At 68.7% G+C, this 21062-nt stretch carries 24 protein-coding genes; 8 read left to right on the top strand and 16 right to left on the bottom strand.

Features of this window, described 5'->3' with window-relative positions:
• The first annotated feature begins 16 nt into the window (after window positions 1-16).
• Window positions 17-1459, top strand: coding sequence for an NCS2 family permease (locus AB8M46_RS00890; RefSeq protein WP_394359265.1), 1443 nt, complete (start codon window positions 17-19; stop codon window positions 1457-1459).
• Entirely contained in the window at window positions 1450-1821 is a 372-nt protein-coding gene (locus AB8M46_RS00885) for a gamma-glutamylcyclotransferase (RefSeq protein ID WP_037342285.1), read from the top strand. The genes AB8M46_RS00890 and AB8M46_RS00885 overlap by 10 nt, the downstream gene beginning before the upstream one ends.
• A gap of 59 nt (window positions 1822-1880) precedes the next feature.
• Here AB8M46_RS00885 and AB8M46_RS00880 read toward each other — a convergent pair whose 3' ends face one another.
• Complete coding sequence (locus AB8M46_RS00880) at window positions 1881-2570, bottom strand: hypothetical protein (RefSeq protein ID WP_394359264.1); 690 nt, start codon at window positions 2568-2570, stop codon at window positions 1881-1883.
• A gap of 102 nt (window positions 2571-2672) precedes the next feature.
• On the bottom strand, window positions 2673-3257 hold the full coding sequence (locus tag AB8M46_RS00875) for a TetR/AcrR family transcriptional regulator (protein ID WP_235213356.1): 585 nt from the start codon (window positions 3255-3257) through the stop codon (window positions 2673-2675).
• 139 nt (window positions 3258-3396) lie between these two features.
• Between AB8M46_RS00875 and AB8M46_RS00870 the strand changes: the two genes are divergently transcribed.
• Entirely contained in the window at window positions 3397-4902 is a 1506-nt protein-coding gene (locus AB8M46_RS00870) for an alpha/beta hydrolase (RefSeq protein WP_394359263.1), read from the top strand.
• Here AB8M46_RS00870 and pucL read toward each other — a convergent pair.
• Genes pucL through AB8M46_RS00850 form a run of 4 tightly spaced genes read right to left on the bottom strand, consistent with a single transcriptional unit; the run spans window position 4899 to window position 7124 of the window.
• Window positions 4899-5777: a factor-independent urate hydroxylase gene (pucL, locus tag AB8M46_RS00865; protein WP_394359262.1), complete on the bottom strand. Its 879-nt coding sequence runs from the start codon at window positions 5775-5777 to the stop codon at window positions 4899-4901. The genes AB8M46_RS00870 and pucL overlap by 4 nt on opposite strands.
• A gap of 6 nt (window positions 5778-5783) precedes the next feature.
• Entirely contained in the window at window positions 5784-6101 is a 318-nt protein-coding gene (gene uraH / locus AB8M46_RS00860; protein ID WP_037342291.1) for a hydroxyisourate hydrolase, read from the bottom strand.
• Window positions 6098-6589, bottom strand: coding sequence for a 2-oxo-4-hydroxy-4-carboxy-5-ureidoimidazoline decarboxylase (gene uraD / locus AB8M46_RS00855; RefSeq protein ID WP_394359261.1), 492 nt, complete (start codon window positions 6587-6589; stop codon window positions 6098-6100). Before uraD ends, uraH begins: the two co-directional genes overlap by 4 nt.
• 58 nt (window positions 6590-6647) lie before the next feature.
• On the bottom strand, window positions 6648-7124 hold the full coding sequence (locus tag AB8M46_RS00850; protein ID WP_360125443.1) for a helix-turn-helix domain-containing protein: 477 nt from the start codon (window positions 7122-7124) through the stop codon (window positions 6648-6650).
• 105 nt (window positions 7125-7229) lie between these two features.
• Here AB8M46_RS00850 and allB point away from each other — a divergent pair, with 105 nt between their 5' ends.
• On the top strand, window positions 7230-8558 hold the full coding sequence (gene allB, locus AB8M46_RS00845; RefSeq protein ID WP_394359260.1) for an allantoinase AllB: 1329 nt from the start codon (window positions 7230-7232) through the stop codon (window positions 8556-8558).
• Window position 8559: 1 nt separating this feature from the next.
• The gene (gene alc / locus AB8M46_RS00840; RefSeq protein WP_394359259.1) at window positions 8560-9576 is read left to right on the top strand and encodes an allantoicase; all 1017 of its coding nucleotides are present in this window, start codon (window positions 8560-8562) and stop codon (window positions 9574-9576) included.
• A gap of 67 nt (window positions 9577-9643) precedes the next feature.
• Here alc and AB8M46_RS00835 read toward each other — a convergent pair whose 3' ends face one another.
• From AB8M46_RS00835 to AB8M46_RS00800, 8 genes are read right to left on the bottom strand one after another with little or no spacing between them, the layout of a single operon-like run.
• Window positions 9644-9820: a hypothetical protein gene (locus AB8M46_RS00835; protein ID WP_162836896.1), complete on the bottom strand. Its 177-nt coding sequence runs from the start codon at window positions 9818-9820 to the stop codon at window positions 9644-9646.
• Between the two features lie 34 nt (window positions 9821-9854).
• On the bottom strand, window positions 9855-10331 hold the full coding sequence (locus tag AB8M46_RS00830; RefSeq protein WP_037342296.1) for a CoA-binding protein: 477 nt from the start codon (window positions 10329-10331) through the stop codon (window positions 9855-9857).
• Window positions 10328-11617: an O-acetylhomoserine aminocarboxypropyltransferase/cysteine synthase family protein gene (locus tag AB8M46_RS00825; RefSeq protein ID WP_378428826.1), complete on the bottom strand. Its 1290-nt coding sequence runs from the start codon at window positions 11615-11617 to the stop codon at window positions 10328-10330. The genes AB8M46_RS00830 and AB8M46_RS00825 overlap by 4 nt, the downstream gene beginning before the upstream one ends.
• Before the next feature lie 54 nt (window positions 11618-11671).
• Entirely contained in the window at window positions 11672-12853 is a 1182-nt protein-coding gene (locus AB8M46_RS00820; RefSeq protein ID WP_037342298.1) for a hypothetical protein, read from the bottom strand.
• Window positions 12854-12877: 24 nt separating this feature from the next.
• A complete protein-coding gene (locus AB8M46_RS00815; protein WP_037342625.1) occupies window positions 12878-14248 on the bottom strand; it encodes a hypothetical protein in 1371 nt (456 codons plus the stop codon).
• Window positions 14245-14709 (bottom strand): hypothetical protein, encoded by a 465-nt coding sequence (locus tag AB8M46_RS00810; RefSeq protein ID WP_037342299.1) that lies wholly within the window; start codon window positions 14707-14709, stop codon window positions 14245-14247. Before AB8M46_RS00810 ends, AB8M46_RS00815 begins: the two co-directional genes overlap by 4 nt.
• Window positions 14706-16049, bottom strand: coding sequence for a hypothetical protein (locus AB8M46_RS00805; protein ID WP_394359258.1), 1344 nt, complete (start codon window positions 16047-16049; stop codon window positions 14706-14708). Before AB8M46_RS00805 ends, AB8M46_RS00810 begins: the two co-directional genes overlap by 4 nt.
• Window positions 16033-16842: a hypothetical protein gene (locus tag AB8M46_RS00800; protein WP_037342300.1), complete on the bottom strand. Its 810-nt coding sequence runs from the start codon at window positions 16840-16842 to the stop codon at window positions 16033-16035. The genes AB8M46_RS00805 and AB8M46_RS00800 overlap by 17 nt, the downstream gene beginning before the upstream one ends.
• Window positions 16843-17190: 348 nt before the next feature.
• On the opposite strand from AB8M46_RS00800, the gene AB8M46_RS00795 reads away from it, so the two are divergent.
• Window positions 17191-17490 (top strand): helix-turn-helix transcriptional regulator, encoded by a 300-nt coding sequence (locus tag AB8M46_RS00795; RefSeq protein WP_235213357.1) that lies wholly within the window; start codon window positions 17191-17193, stop codon window positions 17488-17490.
• 189 nt (window positions 17491-17679) lie between these two features.
• Here AB8M46_RS00795 and AB8M46_RS00790 read toward each other — a convergent pair whose 3' ends face one another.
• Window positions 17680-18294, bottom strand: coding sequence for a (2Fe-2S)-binding protein (locus AB8M46_RS00790; RefSeq protein WP_394359257.1), 615 nt, complete (start codon window positions 18292-18294; stop codon window positions 17680-17682).
• Complete coding sequence (locus AB8M46_RS00785; RefSeq protein WP_394359256.1) at window positions 18294-19154, bottom strand: putative RNA methyltransferase; 861 nt, start codon at window positions 19152-19154, stop codon at window positions 18294-18296. Before AB8M46_RS00785 ends, AB8M46_RS00790 begins: the two co-directional genes overlap by 1 nt.
• Window positions 19155-19329: 175 nt before the next feature.
• On the opposite strand from AB8M46_RS00785, the gene AB8M46_RS00780 reads away from it, so the two are divergent.
• On the top strand, window positions 19330-20724 hold the full coding sequence (locus AB8M46_RS00780) for an ammonium transporter (RefSeq protein WP_052120827.1): 1395 nt from the start codon (window positions 19330-19332) through the stop codon (window positions 20722-20724).
• Complete coding sequence (locus AB8M46_RS00775; protein WP_020630602.1) at window positions 20721-21059, top strand: P-II family nitrogen regulator; 339 nt, start codon at window positions 20721-20723, stop codon at window positions 21057-21059. The genes AB8M46_RS00780 and AB8M46_RS00775 overlap by 4 nt, the downstream gene beginning before the upstream one ends.
• The last annotated feature ends 3 nt before the right edge of the window (window positions 21060-21062 follow it).

Genomic DNA, 21062 nt, shown 5'->3' with positions numbered 1-21062 from the left:
ACGTTGTGGAGTAGGCATGACCCAATTAGGTACTGAGCGTCCCCACCTGCCCTCGTCCGAGCCGAGGCGGCTGTCCGGGCTCGACCGCTGGTTCAAGATCTCCCATCGCGGCAGCACGATCGGCCGCGAGGTGCGCGGCGGGATCACCACGTTCGTCGCGATGTGTTACATCGTGTTGCTCAACCCGCTCATCCTCGGCGCGTCGGCCGACATCACCGGCGCGAAGCTGACCAACGAGGCGATCACCACCGCGACCGCGCTGGCGGCCGGCGTCACCACGATCCTGATGGGACTGGTCGGCAACGCGCCGCTGGCGCTCGCGGCGGGCCTCGGCGTGAACGGTGTCGTCGCCTTCCAGATGGCTCCGGCCATGACGTGGGCGCAGGCCTTCGGGCTCGTCGTCCTCGAAGGCTTCTGCATCGTGCTGATGGCGGTTTCCGGTGTCCGGGAACGGATCATCAACGCGATCCCGATGGCGCTCAAGGTCGCGATCACCGTCGGGATCGGGCTCTACATCGCGCTGGTCGGCCTGGTCAGCGCCGGATTCGTGACCAGGACACCGGATTCCGCGCAGTCGACGGTGCCGGTGCGGATGGGGATCGCCGGCCACCTCGAAGGCTGGCCGATCGCGATCTTCTGTCTCGGGCTGCTGCTGATGATCGTGCTGGTGAGCCGCGGGGTGCCGGGCGCGGTGCTGATCAGCATCGCGGTCGCGACCGGGCTCGCCGTGCTGGTCAACAGCGTCTTCCACGTCGAAGGCTGGGGCTTGGTCGAGCCCAAGGTGCCCGACCAGGTCGTAGCGCATCCCGATTTCAGCCTGCTGGGCGACATCGATCTCTTCGGCGGATTCGGCTCGGCGGGCGCGGTGACCGCGGCGGTCTTCCTGTTCACGCTGGTGCTTTCCGGATTCTTCGACGCGATGGGCACGATCACGTCGGTCTCGGAGGAGGCGGGCCTGGTCAAGAACGGCAAGGTCGAGGGGATGGGCCGCATCCTGCTGGTCGACGGCGCGGGCGCGCTGGCGGGCGGCGTCACCGGATCGGCGCCGAACACCGTGTTCCTCGAATCGGCGGCAGGCGTCGGCGAAGGCGCGCGGACCGGGCTGGCGAGCATCGTCACCGGCGGGTTGTTCACCGCGACCCTGTTCCTGACGCCGATCGCGGCCATCGTCCCGGCGCAGGCCGCGGCGCCCGCGCTGGTGGTCATCGGCGGGATGATGATGGCGCAATGCGCACGGATCCCTTGGCGGGACCTGGATTTCGCGATCCCGGTGTTCCTGACCATCGCGCTGATCCCGTTCACCTACTCGATCACCAACGGGATCGGCGCCGGGCTGGTCGCCTACGTGCTGATCAAGATCTGCAAGGGCAAGATCCGCGAGATCGGCTGGATCCTCGGGATCCTGGCCGCGGTGTTCGGGGTGTACTTCGGGATCGAAGGGATCATGTCGTGGTTCTGATGTTCCTCAACGGCGGCGGGATGCGTGGCGGACCGCTGCACGAACAGTTACAGGGCGCGCCGTTGTGCTGCGTGGCCCGCTCGGCGCCCAAGTATCACTATTTCTCCGTGGGCGACCGGTTCCCGGCGATGCACGAGGGCGGTTCCGCGTCGGTCGTGGGCGAGGTCTACGACCTGCCGCTCACGGTGCTGCGGGATCATCTCGTCCCCGCCGAACCACCGGAACTGGAACTGGGCGTCGTCGAACTGGAGGACGGCGCGGCCTGCCTCGCCACCGTCCTGCGTTCGTCCTATGTGGACTCACCGGACCTGACGGACATCTCCGCGGTGGGGGACTGGCGGGCGTATCTCGCGTCCCGCTAGTGGTCCGTGAAGGCCTCCTTGAGGGACCCAGGGTCCCTCAAGGAGGCCTTCACGGAACGTCAGAGCACGAAGACGAGATCGCTAGCCGCCGCGTGGAACATCTCGGGCGAGCCCGCGTAGAAGGCCCGCCAGACGCCGGGCTTGCGGTGCTCGGCCGAAGCCGCGAAGGCCCAGGTCGTGCCGTTCCAGGTGGCGTCGACCGTCGCCGCCGTGGTCCAGCGGTAGGTGCTGAACGAGAAGTACTGGAGCTCGACCGGGATCGGGTTCGCGGTGTACCGGCCGGGGAACTCGATCGTGCCGGACCCGGTCACTGCCTTGGCCGCGTCCCGGCCCGCCGCGAACGACGTGATCTTCGCCGGGTGGAGCACGACGATCTTTTCGGTGTCGGCGCCCGAGTTCGCGACCGACGGATCGGTGGAGAAGAAGTCGGCGCGGTAGTTGCCGGTGCGGATCGGGGTCAGCGTCGCGCTGTAGGCACCGGCGGCGTCGGTGACCGGCTTGGCCTGCACCTCACCGCAGAAGCCGTTGAAACAGAACGAGATACCCACCTCGGCGCCCGCGATCGGGGTGGCGTCGGCCTTGGTGAGCTTTCCCGAGATCGTGACGGTCTTCCCGGCGTCGATCTTGGTGGCGCTGGTGGTCGCGGTCAGGGGCGACGGCTGCGCCTCGGCGGCGGTCGCGGGCATCGCGCCCGCGGTGAGCAGTGCGGCCACGGCGATGGTGCCGAGTACGAGCTTCCTGATGATCATGGGCTCCCCAAACGGATTCCGGTGTTGGCGACGGCTAGGTCGGCCGGAAGCCGTTGTCCGTTGCGGGGAAATCCCTGTGTTCAGAAGCCCGCCGTCGGTGCTTCACGCATCGGGGAGCAGCGTGCGTGCGAAGGCCACGGACGACGCCCCCGCCACCTCTAGCGCTTCGGTGTTACGCAGCGATCGGCTCAGTACGAACGCCCCTTCGAGGCTGTTCACCAAGGCGATCGTGAGCCGCCGAGCGGACTCGGGTTCGAGGCCGTACTTGCCCAGCTTCTCGGCCCCGGTCTCGATCCACGCGGTGAACACGTCGGCCGTCGCGATCCGGAGTTTCTCGTTGGTGCTCGCGACCTCGAGCGCGACGGTGGCGATGGGGCACGCGTCGGCGTAGTCGGTCGCCTTCAGCGTCTCGGCGGCGCTGGCGAAGCAGGCCTCGATACCGTGGATCAGGTCCGGCTCGTCGGCGAAGAAGATCTCGAACAGCGCGAGGTACATCATCCCCGAGGTGCGGATGACCTCCTCGCCGAGCTGTTCCTTGCCGCCGGGGAAGAAGTGGTACAGCGAGCCGAAGGGCGCGTTCGCCGCTTCGACGATCTGCTTCACCCCGGTGCCGGTGTACCCGTTGCGCCGGAGCAGCTCGGCGCCGGCGTTCACGATGCGTTCCCGCGTTCCAGTCACGCCCTCCATGATAGAGCGTTCTATCAAGTTCCGGTGGTCCCTTCGACCTTGGTTCACCTTCCGGCGCTACCTGCGGTCGATGTTCGCGTGGTGTGCCCGGCCCTAGCGTCTGGAGCCGTTGGGAATCCAAGGAAGAAGGGGGAAGAACATGAAACGGCTCTTGGCCGTGGGGTTGCTCCCGGTGATCGTGAGCGGGTTGCTCGCCGGGGCCGGCACGGCTTCGGCGGGCGTCCCGGCGCACTACACCGGCCAGAAACTGGATTGGCATCCCTGCGCGGCGGAGGAACTGGTCACGTTGCCGCCGGGCACCGATATCGGCGGGCTCGAATGCGCGACGTTCCGCACGCCTCGCGACTGGGATCGCGCGGACGAGCGGCAGGACCTGACCATCGCGGTCAGCAGGCTGAAGTCCACCGGGACTTCGACCGCCTCGCTGCTCACCAACCCGGGCGGGCCGGGCGGTCCCGGGCGCTGGTTCCCGGTGACCTTCCGCGGGCAGGAGAACCTGCGCGAACACCAGGACATCATCGGCATCGACGTGCGCGGGACCGGCAAGAGCACCAACGTCACCTGCCGGGGTGCGGCCGACCTCATCCGGCAGCTGGATCCGCGCGACCGTGACCCGCGCAACCTGAACCAGATCCTGGCCAACGCCGAACACGTGGCCCGGTCCTGCCAGAGCGCCGGCGGTGAACTCGGCCCGTTGATCACCACCCATCAGACGATCAGGGACTTCGATCTGCTCCGGACGCTGCTCGGCCGCGAGAAGATCAACTGGGTCGGCTACTCGGGCGGCACCTGGCTGGGCGCGCATTACGCGCAGCAATTCCCGCAGCGGACCGGGCGGTTCGTGCTGGACTCTTCGACGGAGTTCACCACGGACTGGCAGAAGACGTTCGACCGGCAGCCGGTCGGTTTCGAACGGCGCTGGCGGCAGGACTTCCTGCCGTGGATGGCGCGATACGACGCGAAGTATCACTTCGGCACCAACGGCGAAGAGGTCCGGCAGGCCTACGAGCGGGTCCGCTACGCCTTGTCCCGCAACCCGCTGAACGGGAGCGGGCCGATGGAACTCGATACCGCCATCAGCTACATGCTGTACAAGAAGGCGACCTTCCCGGCGCTGGCCGAACTGCTGGTCAAGGTCCGGGACGCGATGGAGAACCCGGGGGCGAAGGCTGAGGCCAAGGCCGCCGTCGAGGCCGCGGGTGACCATCCCGACGCGCAGGACGCCACCTTCTGGAACACCCTTTGTGGTGAGGGACGGTTCATCGGCACCCGCGAGTCGCTGATCCGCGCTTCGCAGCGGAACCTGGATCGTGGTCTGCTCCTGGCGGGCGGTGGCCCGCTGAGCGCGTCGGTCTGCCTGTTCTGGGACAAGGAACCGCATCCGCTGCCGAAGCTGGACGGCAAAGGCGTCCCGCCGGTGCTGATCGTGCACTCCGAGCACGACCCGGCCACGGCGATCGAGGGCGCCCGGAAGGCGCACGCTGGGTTCGCGAACTCGCGCATGCTGACCGTGACCGGTGAGGGCGACCACGGGCTCTACGCGGACGGGAATCCCAAGGTGGACGAGATCGTGGACGCCTATCTGGTCGACGGGGTCGTCCCCGCCGACCAGAGCGTCCCCGGTATGCCGCTGCCGGTGCCCTAGAAGGCGGCGAGGGTGTGCCAGGCCAGGCCGGCGTCCTCGGCGTCGTCACGGAGGACGACACCCTCGATCAGGCCGTACGGGCGGTCGGCGGCGTAGAAGACCTCGTTGTCGTTCTTCAACCCGAAGGGTGACAGGTCCACCAGGAAGTGGTGCTTGTTCGGCAGCGAGAGCCGGACTTCGGCGACCTCTTCGCGTTCCTTGAGCACAGCCTCTCCCATGGCGTACAGCGTCTGCTGCAGGGAGAGGCTGTGCTTGTCCGCGAAGGTCTCCAGCAGGATCCGCCGGACCTCCGCGTGGCTCGTGGCCCAGTCGATCCCGTCGCCCTGGTAGCGCCAGCGCGCGGTTACGGCGGTGGCGAGGATGCGGTCGTTCGTCTCGGCCAGCGTCGTGTACTCGTCGCGCGGGAAGCCGTGGAACTCCGAACCGGTCGACTTGAGCACCACGAGATCGTCCAAACCGGACACCACCCAGGCCTGGTCGCCCTGGACGGTCACGGCGGTCGTCCGCTTTTCGCTGCCCGCCTGGGAGAACGTGTGATCGTGGCCGGAGATGCGGTTCCAGCCGTGTTCGTCGATCAGGATCCGGGCGCCGGTGATGTGCTCGAACGAGCCGACGAAATGGCGTCCGAGCCGCAGCGCGAAGTCCTCGATCTCGCCGACCGGGGCTTCCTTGGCGAAGGCGTAGACGGTGTTCTTCTGGGTGTCGGTCGCGACGACGTCGGCGTTGTCACCGGTGAGGTGCGTCGCCGCGAGGTCGCCGCGAAGCGACGTCGAAACGGTGAGGTCCTTGAGGTGGTGGACGGTGCCTTCGCGCTGAACGGTGACGAGCCGGACTTCGGCCTTGCCGTACTGGTTGGGGCCCAGGGTGATGGCCACGGGCGATCAGCTCCCTCGATAGGTGGAATAGGCGAACGGGCTCAGCAGCAACGGCACGTGGTGGTGCTCGGTCCCGTCGGCGATGCGGAAGGTCAAGGTGACTTCGGGGAAGAAGGAGTCCGGGCCGAGGTAGGCGCCGGTGTCGAAGACCAGCCGGAACACCCCGGGTTCGAGGGTGTCCGGGCCGAGGTCGCGGATCCGGCCGTCGGCGTCGGTCCGGCCTTCGGCGACGGGATCGCCCGCGCCGGTTTCGAGCCGCACGCCGACGTCCGCGGCGGGCCGTCCCGCGGCGGTGTCGAGGATGTGCGTGGTCACGAGGCTCATGCCGTCACCGCCTTCTCCAGCCGCAGCGCGGCGATCTTGGCCAGCTCTTGACCGGCCACTTCGAGTTCCTTCTCCGGGTCGTTCGAAAGCCTCGAACGCAGGTTTTCCAGCAGTTCGGCGCCACTCTGTCCGCTCGCGCAGACCAGGAAGACGTGTCCGAAGGTCGCTTCGTATTCGGCGTTGGCCGCGGCGAACTCGCGCGCCGCGTCACCGTCCACACCGGACTGTTCGGAGCGCGACCAGCCCGCTTCGGTGCTCTGGCCGCCGGCTTTCTCCCCGATCCGGGGATGGGCCGACATGGCGCGCCGGACCTCTTCGGGGCGCAACGGGGTGAGCGCCTCGGACGCGGCGAGCAGCGCGGCGAGGTCGGCGTACGGGCGCCTGGCCAGCAGGGTTTCCACCCAGCGCGGGACGTCGAGGCAGGCGGTCAGCGCCGGCCGGACGTCCTGTGCGGGAGCCTCGTTGAACTCTCGAATGGTGAGCGGCACGGGAACTGACGGTACGGCGACGATTCGGCCGTCGTCAACATTTTGTTGAATCAGCTCTTCAGTCTTGGTCCCGGTTGAGGTAGTTGTAGACCGTGAACCTCGTGACCCCCAGTGCCTCCGCGACGGTCGACACCGACTTGCGGAGGCCGAACGCGCCGCGTTCCTTGAGCAGCCGCACCGCGCGCTGCTTGGCGGCGCGGTCGAGGGTGTCGAGTTTCCCGCCGAGCTCGCGTTCGACGTCGCCGATGAGGCGGGCGAGGGCGCTGTGCAGTTCGACCGCGGGCTCGGTCGTGTCGTCGCCGACCTGCCGGAGCTGGAGGGTCACGCGCGTGGCGCCGCCGTCCAGTGCCGCCCTGGCGATGGCGGGAAGCGCGTCGAGGAGGGCGTCGGCGTCGCCGCGGACGAGGGTGCCGAGCGGGCCGAAGTCGGCGGACAGGCCCGCGTCTTCCGCTGTGTCGCGGGCTTTGACGGCGTGTTCGGGTGGCGGACCCTCGCCGTGGAACGGTTCGCTGGTGAACTCGGCTTCTAACTGCACGAAGCGAAGGTAGCGCCGCTTGGGCTCGTTGACGAGCAGGGTGGCCGGAGTTAATGTCGGAGTGCGAAACCTCGATTCCACCCAGTGGAAGTTGGAGGCTTTTAGATGGACCTGGTGATCAAAGCCGCCCGAGCCGTGACGGCCGCCGGAGAGGTGCCCGCGACCATCGGTGTCGACGGCGGCCGCATCGTCGCGGTGGAGCCCGCCGGAGCCGATCTGGACGGCGATCGGGTGCTCGAACTCGATGATGACGTCGTGCTGCTCCCGGGTCTGGTCGATACCCACGTGCACGTCAACGACCCGGGCCGCACCGAATGGGAGGGGTTCGCTTCGGCGACCCGCGCGGCCGCGGCGGGCGGGGTCACCACGATCGTGGACATGCCGTTGAACAGCCTGCCGCCGACGGTCGACGTCGCGTCGCTGGAGGTGAAGCGCAAGACCGCCGAGGGCAAGGTGCACGTCGACGTCGGGTTCTGGGGCGGCGCGATCCCCGGCAATCTCGCGGAGCTGCGCGGCCTGCACGAGGCGGGCGTCTTCGGGTTCAAGTCCTTCCTGCTGCATTCCGGCGTCGACGAGTTCCCGCCGCTGGACGCGCGCGGGCTCGAAGAGGCGATGACCGAACTGCGGACCTTCGACGGCATGATCATCGTGCACGCGGAGGACTCCGACGCGATCGATCACGCGCCCGACCCACACGGCGAGAAATACGAAGACTTCCTGCACTCGCGGCCGCGTGGCGCGGAGAACGTGGCGATCGCGCAGGTGATCGAGCTGGCGAGGAAGACCGGCGTCCGCGCGCACATCCTGCACCTGTCGTCCTCGGACGCGCTGCCGATGGTCGAGAGCGCGCGGCGCGACGGCGTCCGGCTGACCGCCGAGACCTGTCCGCACTACCTGAGTTTCACCGCGGAGGAGATCGGCGACGGTGCCACGCAGTTCAAATGCTGCCCGCCGATCCGCGAGGCCGGGAACCGCGAACTGCTGTGGAAGGGGCTCGCGGACGGCGTCATCGACTGCGTGGTGACCGACCATTCGCCGTGCACGCCGGAGCTGAAACGCTTCGACAGCGGCGATTTCGGGCTCGCCTGGGGCGGGATCGCCGGCTTGCAGCTCGGCCTGCCCGCCGTCTGGACCCAGGCGCGGCAACGCGGGTTCGCCCTCACCGACGTCGTCCGCTGGATGGCCGAACATCCGGCCGCGCAGGCGGGGATGTGCCGCAAGGGGCATCTCGCGCCGGGCTACGACGCCGACTTCAGTGTGTTCGCACCCGACGAGGCTTTCGTCGTCGACGTCGCGAAATTGAAGCACCGCAACCCGGTCAGCGCCTACCACGGACGGCCGCTGGCCGGGGTCGTCCGGAGCACGTGGTTGCGGGGCGAGGAGATCACCGGTGAAGACCCGGCAGGCGTTCTGCTGACCCGGGGTGATTGCTGAGATGGAGGATGCCGTGAACGACCGTCCTGAGTGGACAGCCCTGCCCGACCTGGCCTCACGCAAGTTCGGCGGGACCGTGATGTGGGCGACGGACGAGTTGTTCGCCGAGAAGGAGAACCTGGTCAATCCCTGGGTGCCCGCGCATCAGACGGAGACCTTCGGCCCCAAGGGCCAGGTCTACGACGGCTGGGAGACCCGGCGGCACCGCGAGCCCGGCGACGACCAGGCGGTGATCCGGCTGGGCCTGGCGGGCGCGATCACCGGTGTCATCGTGGACACCGCGTTCTTCAAGGGCAACTACCCGCCGTTCGTCTCGGTCGAGGCGTGCGCCGTCGACGGCTATCCCAGCGCGGCCGAAGTGGCCGAAGCGGACTGGGACGTACTGGTGAAACGCGGCGCGGCGGCGGGGCACACCGAGAATTTCTTCGAGATCGGCGGGAGCAAGCGCTACACGCACGTCCGGCTGACCATGCATCCGGACGGCGGCGTGGCCCGGCTGCGGGTGCACGGCACGCCGATCCCGGATCCGCGGCTGCTCGACCTCGGCGCGCTCGACCTCGCCGCGCTGGAGAACGGCGCGGTGGTCACCGGGTGCAGCAACATGTTCTATTCCTCGCCCAACAACCTCTTCTCGCCGGGACTCGCCGCGCATCAGGCCGAGGGCTGGGAGACCGCGCGGCGCCGGGACGACGGGAACGACTGGGTCACGGTGCGCCTCGCCGGCGCGGGCGTCATCCGGTTCGCCGAGCTCGACAACAGCAATCTGAAGGGCAACGCGCCGGGTTGGGCCGCGTTGAGCGGCCGGGACGGCGACGGCGAATGGGTCGAACTGCTGCCCAAGACGCGGTTGCAGCCGGACACACGGCACCGGTTCGCGCTCGCCGCCGGACCCGAGGTGACCGAAGTCCGGCTCGACATCTATCCCGACGGCGGGATGGCGCGCCTACGTCTCTTCGGCGCGCTTTCGGAGTGTGGCCGCGCTGACGTCACTTCGCGTTTCGAGACCGCCCGCTCCTGACGCATTTCGTCCTCTGAATGCGGTAGTTGGCATCGAGAACTACCGCGTTTAGAGGACGAAATGCGGGTCAGGGACGGGCGCCGGGCCGGTTCAGGTACGCGGAGAACAGCGAAAGGACGATGCCGACCGAGAAGATCGCGGTGAGCCACCAAGCGCCGCCGATGGACAGGTTCCACACCAGGGCACCCGCCATGAGCAGTGCCATGACGATGTTCCTGAGCTGCAGCGGCGTCGGTTTGGCCATGCCGCCACCCTCTCACGGGCCGGGCAGGCCCTGGTCAGGGGGCGGACTGGCGACGTGAGCTGATCACGCCGGTGTTGAACCCGGCGAGGTGGAGCCCGCCGGCGAACCGGGCGTGCTCGATCTTCACGCAGCGGTTCATCACCACGTCCAGCCCCGCCTCCTTGGCGAGGTCGGCGACGGGCTCGTGCCACAGGCCCAGCTGAAGCCAGAGCGTGCGCGCTCCGGCCTCGACGACCTCCTCGGCCACGCCGGGGAGGTCGTCGTGCTTGCGGAACACGCTGACCAGGTCGGTCTCGCCGGGCACGTCGGCCAGTGACGGGTACACCGGCCGCCCGAGGAGTTCGTCCAGCCGCGGGTTCACGAAGTTGACCTCGTACTTGCTGGAGGAGAGCAGGTACGTCGCGACGAAGTAGCTCGGCCGCGCGGGATTGTTCGAGGCACCGACGATGGTCACCGACCTCGTCCGGGAGAGGATGCGGCGCCGCTCGACCGCGCCGACGTCGTAGGTCATCCCGCCACCGCCTTGCCGAGCGCCTGATCGAGATCCCACAGGATGTCCTCGACGTCCTCCAGCCCGACCGACAGGCGGATCAGGTCCGCGCCCACCCCCGCCGAACGCAGCTGATCCTCGGAGAGCTGCTGATGGGTGGTGGACGCCGGATGGATGACCAGTGTCCGCGCGTCCCCGACGTTCGCCAGATGCGACAGCAGCTCGACCGAGTTCACGAACGTCTCTCCGGCCGCGCGGCCGCCGTCGACGCCGAAGGAGAACACGGCACCCGGCCCGGCGGGCAGGTACTTCTTCGCTCGGTCGTGGTGCGGGTGACCCGGCAGGCCCGCGTAGTTCACCCAAGCCACCCGGCTGTCGTTCGCGAGGTACTCCGCGACGGCTCGCGCGTTGGCGACGTGGGCGTCCATCCGCTGCGGCAGCGTCTCGACCCCTTGTAGCAGGAGGAAGGCCGAGTGCGGGGAGAGGACTGCACCGATGTCGCGTAACTGCTCGGCGCGGAGCCGGGTGCAGAAGGCGTACTCGCCGAAGTTCTCCCAGTACTTCAGGCCGCCGTAGCTCTCGACGGTCTCGGTCATCCGCGGGAACTTCCCGTTGCCCCAGTCGAACTTCCCGGACTCGACGACCACCCCGCCCAGGGTGGTCCCGTGCCCGCCGAGGAACTTCGTCGCCGAATGCAGCACGATGTCCGCGCCGTGCTCGATCGGGCGGCACAGGTACGGCGTCGCCAAGGTGGCGTCGACGACCAGCGGGATGTCGTGCGCGTGCGCGAGCTCCGCCAGCCCGGCGATGTCGGCGATCCCGCCGCCCGGATTGCCGATGACCTCGGTGAAGATCAGCTTCGTCCGGTCGGTGATCGCGGCCGCGTAGTCCTCGATGCGGTCTCCGCTGACGAAGGTGGTCTCGATCCCGAAGCGGCGCAGCGTCCCGGTGAGTTGCGTGACCGTGCCGCCGTAGAGCCCGCCCGCCGAGACGATGTGGTCGCCTGCCTCGGCGAGGGCGGAGAAGGTCAGGAACTCCGCCGCCTGACCACTGCCGGTCGCGACTCCGCCGATCGCGCCTTCGAGACTGGCCAAGCGTTCCTCGAAGGCCGCGACCGTCGGGTTGCCGATGCGGCTGTAGATGTTGCCGTACTTCTGCAGCGCGAACAGGTTCGCCGCGTCGGCCGCGTCCTCGAAGACGAAGCTCGTGGTCTGGTAGATGGGCACGGCGCGGGCGCCGGTCGCCGGGTCGGGCGTCCCGCCCGCGTGCAGGGCGCGGGTGCGGAAGCCCCAGGTGCGTTCACTCATCGCGCCCGACGCTACCCCGCGTCCCACTCCGTGACCATCGATCCCAGCACGTGGCTACTTGCGGTCCAGGGTGATCACGGTGCCGGGACGGTGACCGTTCCGGCGCGGGGTGACCGGACGCGGTTCACGGGAGACCGCGACCCCGGCCGGCCGGTGCCGGTCCACCGGTAGTACCTCTCGCGAGTTCGTCCGGTCGGCCAGCCGCAGGGACTGGGCCGAGGTCAGCCACTCCTCGGCAGGCTCCGCGATCTCGAGCAGCAGCGCCTCGAATTCCGACCGGGTGGTCTCGAGGATGTGCGGAGCCGCGAGCCAGCGCAGCACCTGACGTCCGGTGACCGCCATCCGCTGGCGCGGCGAGGACACCAGCCGCTGGTCGAAGTAGCGGATCAGCACCTCGTCCACGGTGTCCCACGCGTTGGCCGCGCCGAACAGGTCCAGCACGTCCTCCGAACCGAGGATCTTGAACGCCTCGGTCAGCAGTTGCATGACCTCGACCCGCAGGACGTTCAGGTGACCGTACGAGGTGAACTTCAGGTTGTTCCGCAGGTCGAGACCGCTGCGCCGGACGACCGCCACACTGCCGAAACTCGGGTCGTACGCGCGTTCGCGGACGACGTCGGAGATCCGCTTGTCCCGCCAGAACAAGGCGACCTGGTTGCTGAACTGGGTGAACAGCTGGTGGAAATCGGTGTTCGGCCGCGAGTTCGCAGAGCCGAGCCCTTTGCCGTAGCCGAGGACGCGCCGGTACGCGCTGACGCGATCCCGCCTGGTGTAGCGCAGGACGTCCCGCCGGTCGAACCGGTACAGCCCGAATGCGCCGGGGCCGTCCGAAAGCCGGATGGCGCCGCCCTGGAACAGCTCCTGCAGCTTCTGCACGACGCGGAACACGCCGATCCGTTCGTGCTGGTACAGGTAGTACAGATCGCCGACCGCGATGACCCGTTCCGAGGCGACGGTCTCGTCGTAGGCGTCGACTCCCGGTGGCATCGCCGTCGCGCCGAGGTCCGCGGCCGAACCGTCGCCGAGCCCGACGAGCTGCGCGATCCCGCCGTCCGCCGGCCCCGGTTTGCCCCGCTGTTCCGCCTCGACGGCGGTGAGCATGTCGTCCAGTTGTTTGAGGACCGCGTCGCCGAGTTTCGGATCGCTGCCCAGTTCGTTCGCGAGCTTCCCGGCGACCTGGCCGCGCAAGGCCGCGACCCGGTCGAAGAGTTCCCGGTATTCCTTTTCCGTGCCCATCGTCTTCCTCCCGTACGGGTCCGGCTACTGCCCGGGCCGCTTGCGCGTGGTCCGGGGTTTCGGCGGTTCCTCCGCCTCGGGTGGTGTCTGGCCTTCTCCGGCGCCGTGCCCCTCACGGAGCTCGGCGACCGAAGGCACCGTCGGCGTCCGGCCGGGCGGCGGCGTGAGCTGCGGGGTGGGCGGTGCGGGCGGATTCGGATCGGACGACGACGGCGAGCCGTCCCGCCCGATCGGCTCGGCGATCCGGACGACCTCCTGGAGATGGTCGTCGAGTTCGTCGATGGCCCGCTGCACACGGGAGCTGAAGAATCCCGGGGGAAGCGAGGCGCGGAAGTTGCCCGGCACGTCGCCGTTGGGACCGCCGGTGCTCTGCCGGGGAAGGTTCGCCACGATCCGCTGCAGGCGTTTCGCGATCTGCAGGAACGACGTGCCGACACCTTCCTTGCCCGCCGACTCGATCAGCTTGCCACCCTCGAAGGTGGCGAACTCGCGGATCCAGCGCAGCAGCCCGCCGAGCGACATCGTCCCGCCCTGCGGATCGGGGACGCGGAGCACTTCGAGGTCCTCCTGCTGGACGAACACCGACCGCAGCATCGCGACCACCTCGTCGACCTGCGACGCGGTCGCGGACAGCAGCCGGGAGAGCGCGACCACGGCCGGACCGAAGAACGGCTGGCCACCGGCCGGCTGCGAGAACGGGTCGATCTTGTCGCGTGCGTCCTGCCAGCCCCTGAACAACGAGACCACCCAATCCGTCAGCGTGATGAAGGAGGTCTGGATCCGTTCCTCTTCGATCGTGTTGACCTTGCCCGAGACCAGGCCGAGCTCGTCCCGCAGCTGGCCGAGATGTCCTTGCGTACGGTCTCCGGCCCCGACCGCGAGCCCGCCGTTGCCGAGCAGCAGCAGGAAGAGCTGATCGACCCGCGCCACGCGGATCAGCGGGCTCTCCAGCTCCTGCCGGATCTGTTCGAGGTCGTGCCGGACGAGCGCGCGGAAACCCTCCGCGTTCTCGGGATCCGAGTCCGTCCTCAGTGGACGGAGCGAATCGAGCAGCGCCAGCGAGTCCTTGACCGCGCTCCTGGCCCTCGCCGCGAGCGAGGCCTGACCGCCGGTGACGGCGCCGAGATCGGCCTGGATCGCGTATCCGCGCGGAGTCCATTTCGCCTCGGTGCGCCCTTGGACCTCGTTGAGTTCGAAACTGCCGGTCAGCGCGGCCACGAACCCTTTGGTGTCGCCTTCGCGCCACTTCCAGCCGAGCATGTCGCTGATCGTCTGTTCGGCGAGTTTGCCGGGGGCCGCCGCCTGCGGTGGGTACTGCCCGGTCGACAGCGGATACGCGCTGTCGATGTCCTGTGCGCGCGGCAACGTCGCGCCGCGGTCGTCGTTGATCGTCATCGGGTCGCCCCACATCCCTTGAATTCGGCCAGTTCCACTGCTTCACGCCAGCACCGCACCATCACGTCCTCCGCCGAGGACAAGGCGGTGGCGCATTGGTCCACCCCGGCGTGGAAGCTCTTCGCCCAGCCCCGCCATTCCTGTTCCCGTCCGTGCACCGCGCGCAGCAGCCCGGAGACCGCGTGGTGCGAACGGCAGTGCCCGTCCACCCGCCGCCGCAGGTTCAGCAGCGACGACGCCGTGGTGTGCAACGACTCCGCGCTCACCGGGCCCTGTGTCGCGCGTGTGGCCGCCTCGATCTCTCCGGTGCCGTCGAGGACGACCTCGGCGAGATGATCCGCCGCGGCCAGCCCGACGCCGGCGGGCCGGTCTTCGGCGACGCTGATCTCCAAGGCCCGCCAGCACGCGGCCACCTGGTTCACTTCCTTGCCCAGCCGGGAGAATTCGGTGTCGAGCGTCATCTCGCCCTCCTGCCGAGCTCTTCCATGAAGAAGCCGAAAAGCCGTTTCGGCGGGGCCATCCGTTCGTCGAGCGCGAACCGGACCGCGCCGATCAGGAACCGTTCCGGCACGACGCCGGGGGAGACCCCGTCGGCCAGCCTGCCGGCGGCTTCTTCGATCATCGCCTGTTCCTTGGCTTCGAACCGCAGCACCTTCGCCAGGGGACGGTGCCCCAGCGAGGGGAACGACGTGAAGCACATCGCGTCCACCACCACGGGGATCGCCTTGTCCGCCGTCCTCAGCAGCGCCGGTGGCGCGTTCACCAGCTTCGCCCGCGGGTACAACTTGTGCCACATCTCCGCATACGCCTCCGCGTGCCGGGCGAAACCCATGCGGCGCAACAGCTCCACCGAGATCTTCGCGCGGAGGTACGGCACCGGGTGCACCGCGCGCGGGGTGAATCCCGTCGTTTCGAGTTCGGTGCGCCCGATGACGTCGAACAGCGAACCGACGACCGCCGGGCCACCGAGCAGCAGCGCGGACAGATCGGCGAACGTCTCCCGGTTCCACCTGACCCAGACGCCGGTCACCTCCCGTGGGACCCCCGCTTCGACGAGCCTCGCCGCCACCTGCAGCGGGATCGCCCTGGCGATGCCGAGATCGTTCTGCAGGTTGTGACTCACCTCGTGCAGGACCGCGCCGAGCGTCCACGGGTTCACCAGCCGGTGATACGGAAGCTGGATCAGCGGAAAGGGATTGAGCCGGTTCCCCAGCCGCCGCAAGGGAATCCCGCGGCGCGAGGTGGCCGGGCCGGATCCGGTGCGCAGGTAGCAGAACGGTGGCGGGGTCGGGATCGACCGCCAGCGCCCGATCCCGAGGTAGGCGTACTGGTAGCAGTCGAGCGCCACCCGGTCGCACGCCACGAGCCACGGGGCGAACGCGCCTTGCCGCTGGTTGAACAGATCGAGGTAGAAGTCCCAGACCCCTTCGGTGGTCTTGACCCAGCGCTGTGCCCGGGATTTCGCCCGCAGCAGCCGGGCGAGTTCGGCGCGTTCCGGCCGTTCCACCGCCTCGTCCGCGGCACGGCGAACCGCGCGGGTCGCGGAGTACAACGGCTTCCGCAAGGTCGCCATCGTCCGGTTGACCGCCGCGAGATGCGCCCGGCTCGGGCCGGTGGCCGGGTCACCGAACTCCGACCAGCGGAACGGCCGCAGCGCCTCCAGATGCCGTTCCACGTTGGTGGCCTGGGACAGCACCCAAGCCGTCAGCTCGTCGTCCCCGGACGGCCTCGCCCGCCGGAACCCGGTGGACGAGGCCGATTCACCGGATGCCGCGGGCAGCGCCTCAGCGGCGGCGCGCACGGCCGCGCGCCTTGCCACGACGGGCGGCGCCCGCCCGGCCCCGGGACTGTGTCCGGCGCCCGCCGCGGGCGGCGGGACGGCGACGGCGCTGCTGGGGACGGCCGCGGCGCCGCTGCTGGCTCCGGCGGTTCGCGGGCGCGTTCTGCGCGCTGTTCACGGTGTGGCCGACCAGCCTGCGCGTGATGTACCGGGCGTTGATCGGGCGGCCGTCGGCGTACCGGCGCCCGACGTCGCGCGCGGTGCGGCCGATGATCTTCGGGATGTGCCGGACGGCGCGGCGGGTCGCCGGGTTCCGCCACAGCTTGCGCCCGAGGTTGACCGCGCCGCGGATCAGCTGCGGACCGTGTTTGATGATCTTCGGTGCCGCCCATTTCGCCGCCTGGAACGCCAGCGGCGCGAGCGCGCCGAGGAAGGCCTCCGCCTCGTCCTCGGTCTCGGCGTTTTCGGCCTGGAAGGCCAGTTGCGCCATCATCTCGGCGTCGGGATAGACCCGCCGTGCCGGATGCGTGAAGTCCTCGTCCTCGGATTCCAGTTCGAACTCGTCCTCGAGTTCGCGGACGACGGCCTCGAACTCGGACTCGAATTCGTCTTCGTCCTCGTACTCGCCGTAGACCTCGTCCTCCAGCTCGTCTTCGAGCTCCCGGGCCAGGCCGCCGAGCTCGTCTTCGAACTCGTCCTCGTCCTCGAATTCGCCTTCCAGTTCGTCCTCGAGTTCGTTTTCGAACTCGGCCTCGAGTTCACGGCTCAGCTCGTCTTCCAGCTCGCCGTCCACTGCCGCATAGCCACGGCTCATAACCGTTCTCCTCTGCTCCGGTGAAAATCCGCGATCGCCGGCGCGGTGCGTCGGTGAGCACTCACCCGACACTGCCCGCGCACCCGGGGGCACCGGTAGTCACACGTTCTTGCGTGACATGAATCGACTAGTTCGTACTTGTCACACAAACCGACGATGCGCTTTTCCTGTCGGAGGGGTTTGCTGGAGAAGGAGGGAGACCTAGAGGGGGGAGGCCGGTCTATGTCCACGAGCCCGGTGATGGGATTTCCTGCGTCGTCGCTACACGATCTCGCGCGGCAGCGGGCGACGGTCGTCACGGAGGACGAAACCGTACGAAAGCTGGCGAGATCACTCGTCAGACGTGTCATGGAACTGAACGATGGGGGCGCCGTGCAGCGGAAACCGCTGCTCGACGTCACCGAGCACGGCGTCAGATGCCTGCTCGTGCCGGTGACGCCGGAACCGCACGACTTGCTCAGCCCGCGCGAGCACGAGGTGGCGCGCATGGTCGGCCGCGGCTATACGAACAAGCAGATCGCCGGCGTGCTGGAAATCAGCCTGAACACGGTTTCCGCGCATATGCGCCGGATCTTCACCAAACTGGGGGTCGGCAGCCGGGCGGCGATGGTGGCCGCGTTGACCGGTGAGAATCTCGCCGCCGGATGAGACGGGATTCCCACGCGTCCCATTGGCCACAGAACCGCGTCGGCGGGCCTGAGCGCGCAGGCCGGGTTGGTCGTGAGTGGCGTTTCGGGTTCTAACCCGAAACGCCACTCACGACCACCTGTACCGATCGGCCCCTGCCGACGTTGCGAAACCCTGCCAATTCACCTTGTCCCGTAAAGAAACCGCGCACTAACCGAGTGCGGCGCGAAGCCGCCGGTCCCGTTCTGCCGGGGTCTGCCGGGGGCAACTGGTGCACTTCGGATTGCCGGCTTCGTAGATCAGGCAACAGGAAGCACGGCGCACCACGGTGTTCCGCCCGACCCGGGAGAACCGAGGCTCCGGCATCCCGAGCCCGATCGCGGCCACGAGCGCGGCCGCCAGCGCGATCGCCCGTTCGGTGTCGCCGGTCCACAGCAGGCGGTTGCCGATGGAATCCGTGGCGATCGCGCCCAGCGCGCGCGGATTCGCTTTGGTGACAGCCGAGATCGTGCCGATCGCGGTGCCCAGCGTTCCGGCGAACGCGGCACCGAGTTCGGCAAGCCCGCCGTTGAGGGCCCGGGAAGACCGGGCGCCGGTGAAACGGCCGTCCGGCACGAGGGCGATCGTGACGGCGTCGAGTGACGGGTCCAAGGGTTCGCCGCGCACGAGGGATTCCACCGAAGGAGCGACGAGGACGGAGGAGAGCGAGTACCACCAGATCGTGCCGAGGACTTCGGGCCGTGAGCAGCCGTAGAGCTTCGCGGCGCCGCCGATACGGGCGCTGACCCAGGCGGCGTCGGCGAGCAGTGTCGCGGGTGCCTCCATCAGGACACCGGCCGGTACAGCGTGACACTGAACGAAGTGGTGACGTCCACCGATCCGGTGATCGCGTCGAGGCGTTCACGTCTGCCGTCGCGGTGGAGGTGATGCGCGCTCGGGCCCATCTCCACCACCTGACGGATCTGGCCGGGCGTCAACGTCACCTGCTGGGTGACCTCGTGCCGGTCCACCCGGGTGAAGCGTTCGCCGAGGGTGTCCTCCAGCCGCGCGTCCTTGCTGCCGTCGACGGAGATCACCAGGTCGCCCAGCTCCCGGAGGTGCCCGGGGTTCGGCGTCGCGACGACCAGCAGCCCGTCCTTCGTCAGGACGCGGTGGAACTGCGGGGCGTTGCGCGGCGCGAAGACGTTGAGGATCAGCGACGCGCTCGAATCAGCCACCGGCCAGGGCTCCCAGAGATTCCACACGGCCGCGCCCGCGCGCGTGTGCGCGCGAGCGGCCCGGCGCAGGGCGACGGCGGAGACGTCGAGTGCCAGTCCGTACGCGGCGGGAACGGCGTCGAGCACGTGCGCGAGGTAGTAGCCCGTGCCCGCGCCGGCGTCGATGACCATCCCGTCCTCGATGCGCTCCGAAGCCACCTTCGCGAGAGCGTCGGCGAGGGGCAGGTAAACGCCCGACGAGAGGAGGTCGACACGGGCCGCGACCATCGGCGCCGTGTCCGCGGTGCCCGCCGGGATGCGGGCATGCAGAAGGTTGACGTAACCCTGCTTCGCCACGTCGAACGAGTGGCCCCGATCGCAACGCACCGTGCGCTCGGTTACCCCGACCGGGTCACCGCAGACCGAACACCGCAACGACCGGACGATCGCCGGTGGCAGAGGGTCATGGCCGGATACACGCGCGTTCATGTCCCTATTCGACCACGAGGTTTCGCAACCGGACAGAACGCACCAGGTCAGCGGAAACCTGGCCGTAACAACGCCGCACCGACAGTTCACGCGGGTGAAACCTGAATCGCCGCCCGAGGAAACACCCCGGTCCAAAGATTCCTGCGCAGTACACCCCAGGCACGGGAGGAAGATTGTGCTGAACGCAGGAGACACCGCATGGGTGTTGATCAGCGCCGCGCTGGTCATGCTCATGACACCGGGATTGGCGTTCTTCTACGGCGGCATGGTCCGCGCGAAGAGCGTTCTGAACATGTTGATGATGAACTTCATCGCGCTCGCCGTAGTCGGTGTCCTCTGGACGCTGTACGGCTTCACGATGGCGTTCGGCAACGACGTGGGCGGCGGGTTGCTCGGGAACTTCGACTTCGCGGGTCTCTCGACCATCTCCGGCAAGCTCGCCGGATTCGCGACCGCCGCGACCAGCACCACGCCCGAGGTCGCCTGGCCCGGCGCGGACGCGCTGCCGCTGTTCGCCTTCGTGATGTTCCAGCTGATGTTCGCGATCATCACGCCCGCGCTGATCTCCGGTGCCATCGCCGACCGCGCCAAGTTCTGGGGCTGGACGCTGTTCGTCGCGGTGTGGGTGACCATCGTGTACTTCCCGGTCGCGCACTGGGTGTTCTCGTTCAACGGCTTCATCAGCGCCGATTCCGTCGGCGGCTGGATCGCCAACCAGCTCAAGGCGCTCGACTTCGCCGGCGGTACCGCGGTCCACATCAACGCCGGTGCGGCGGGTCTCGCGCTCGCGATCGTGCTCGGCAAGCGCAAGGGCTGGCCGAAGGGCACCGGACGCCCGCACAACGTGCCGTTCGTGCTCCTGGGCGCCGCGCTGCTGTGGTTCGGCTGGTACGGCTTCAACGCCGGTTCGTCGCTGGCCGCCAACGACCTCGCCGCCGTCGCCTTCACCAACACCACCGTGGCGACCGCGGCCGCCGTGCTCGGCTGGCTGATCATCGAGCAGATCAAGGTCGGCAAGCCGACCACCCTCGGCGCCGCTTCCGGTGCCGTCGCGGGGCTCGTCGCGATCACCCCGGCGGCGGGTTTCGTCAGCCCGCTGGGTGCCATCGCCATCGGTCTCATCGCCGGTGCCCTGTGCGCCCTGGCGATCAGCCTCAAGTTCCGCTTCGGTTTCGACGACTCCCTCGACGTCGTCGGCGTCCACCTCGTGGGTGGTCTCGTCGGCACGCTGCTCATCGGCTTCTTCGGCACCACCAGCGTCAACTCGCTCGGCGTCGACGGCCTCTTCTACGGCGGCGGCCTCGGCCAGCTGGGCAAGCAGGCGCTCGCGGCGGCCGTGGTCCTCGGCTACTCGTTCGTGCTGACCTTCGTCATCGGCTGGGTGATCAAGAAGCTCGGCGGATTCCGCGTCAGCGCGGAGGACGAGGTCAGTGGTATCGATGAGGCCCAGCACGCGGAGAGCGCGTACGACTTCACCGGTTCGGGCGGCGGCCTCGGCCAGCCGAGCTCCATCCCGGTCAAGACGTCCACCGGAACCGCGGCCACGAAACTCGAGGAGAGCAAGGCATGAAGCTGATCACCGCGATCGTCAAGCCGTTCACGCTCGACGACGTCCGCTCCGCGCTGGAGCAGCTGGGCGTGCTCGGCATGACGGTCAGTGAAGTACAGGGCTACGGCAGGCAGAAGGGCCACACCGAGGTCTACCGGGGTGCCGAGTACTCCGTGGACTTCGTCGCGAAGCTGCGGGTCGAGGTCGTCACCGACGATTCCAACGTCGAGAAGGTCCTCGACGCGATCACCACGGCCGCCCACACCGGCAAGATCGGTGACGGGAAGATCTGGGTGACGCCGGTGGAGACGGTCATCCGGGTACGCACCGGCGAGCGCGGCTCGGACGCCCTATAGGCG

The sequence above is a fragment of the Amycolatopsis sp. SB7-3 genome (genome assembly GCF_041021335.1).
Taxonomy (GTDB): domain Bacteria; phylum Actinomycetota; class Actinomycetes; order Mycobacteriales; family Pseudonocardiaceae; genus Amycolatopsis; species Amycolatopsis japonica.
This window is presented reverse-complemented; position numbering and strand designations above follow the sequence as displayed.

What these genes read in the sequence shown, in the direction of transcription:
- AB8M46_RS00790 (WP_394359257.1), bottom strand. Translation starts at nt 18,294, where the DNA reads ATGGAGGCACCCGCGACACTGCTCGCCGACGCCGCCTGGGTCAGCGCC.
- AB8M46_RS00775 (WP_020630602.1), top strand. Translation starts at nt 20,721, where the DNA reads ATGAAGCTGATCACCGCGATCGTCAAGCCGTTCACGCTCGACGACGTC.
- AB8M46_RS00795 (WP_235213357.1), top strand. Translation starts at nt 17,191, where the DNA reads ATGGAACTGAACGATGGGGGCGCCGTGCAGCGGAAACCGCTGCTCGAC.
- AB8M46_RS00785 (WP_394359256.1), bottom strand. Translation starts at nt 19,154, where the DNA reads ATGAACGCGCGTGTATCCGGCCATGACCCTCTGCCACCGGCGATCGTC.
- AB8M46_RS00875 (WP_235213356.1), bottom strand. Translation starts at nt 3,257, where the DNA reads ATGGAGGGCGTGACTGGAACGCGGGAACGCATCGTGAACGCCGGCGCC.
- AB8M46_RS00890 (WP_394359265.1), top strand. Translation starts at nt 17, where the DNA reads ATGACCCAATTAGGTACTGAGCGTCCCCACCTGCCCTCGTCCGAGCCG.
- uraH (WP_037342291.1), bottom strand. Translation starts at nt 6,101, where the DNA reads ATGAGCCTCGTGACCACGCACATCCTCGACACCGCCGCGGGACGGCCC.
- AB8M46_RS00880 (WP_394359264.1), bottom strand. Translation starts at nt 2,570, where the DNA reads ATGATCATCAGGAAGCTCGTACTCGGCACCATCGCCGTGGCCGCACTG.
- AB8M46_RS00820 (WP_037342298.1), bottom strand. Translation starts at nt 12,853, where the DNA reads ATGGGCACGGAAAAGGAATACCGGGAACTCTTCGACCGGGTCGCGGCC.
- AB8M46_RS00870 (WP_394359263.1), top strand. Translation starts at nt 3,397, where the DNA reads ATGAAACGGCTCTTGGCCGTGGGGTTGCTCCCGGTGATCGTGAGCGGG.
- AB8M46_RS00835 (WP_162836896.1), bottom strand. Translation starts at nt 9,820, where the DNA reads ATGGCCAAACCGACGCCGCTGCAGCTCAGGAACATCGTCATGGCACTG.
- alc (WP_394359259.1), top strand. Translation starts at nt 8,560, where the DNA reads ATGGAGGATGCCGTGAACGACCGTCCTGAGTGGACAGCCCTGCCCGAC.
- AB8M46_RS00810 (WP_037342299.1), bottom strand. Translation starts at nt 14,709, where the DNA reads ATGACGCTCGACACCGAATTCTCCCGGCTGGGCAAGGAAGTGAACCAG.
- AB8M46_RS00815 (WP_037342625.1), bottom strand. Translation starts at nt 14,248, where the DNA reads ATGACGATCAACGACGACCGCGGCGCGACGTTGCCGCGCGCACAGGAC.
- AB8M46_RS00800 (WP_037342300.1), bottom strand. Translation starts at nt 16,842, where the DNA reads ATGAGCCGTGGCTATGCGGCAGTGGACGGCGAGCTGGAAGACGAGCTG.
- allB (WP_394359260.1), top strand. Translation starts at nt 7,230, where the DNA reads ATGGACCTGGTGATCAAAGCCGCCCGAGCCGTGACGGCCGCCGGAGAG.
- AB8M46_RS00825 (WP_378428826.1), bottom strand. Translation starts at nt 11,617, where the DNA reads ATGAGTGAACGCACCTGGGGCTTCCGCACCCGCGCCCTGCACGCGGGC.
- AB8M46_RS00830 (WP_037342296.1), bottom strand. Translation starts at nt 10,331, where the DNA reads ATGACCTACGACGTCGGCGCGGTCGAGCGGCGCCGCATCCTCTCCCGG.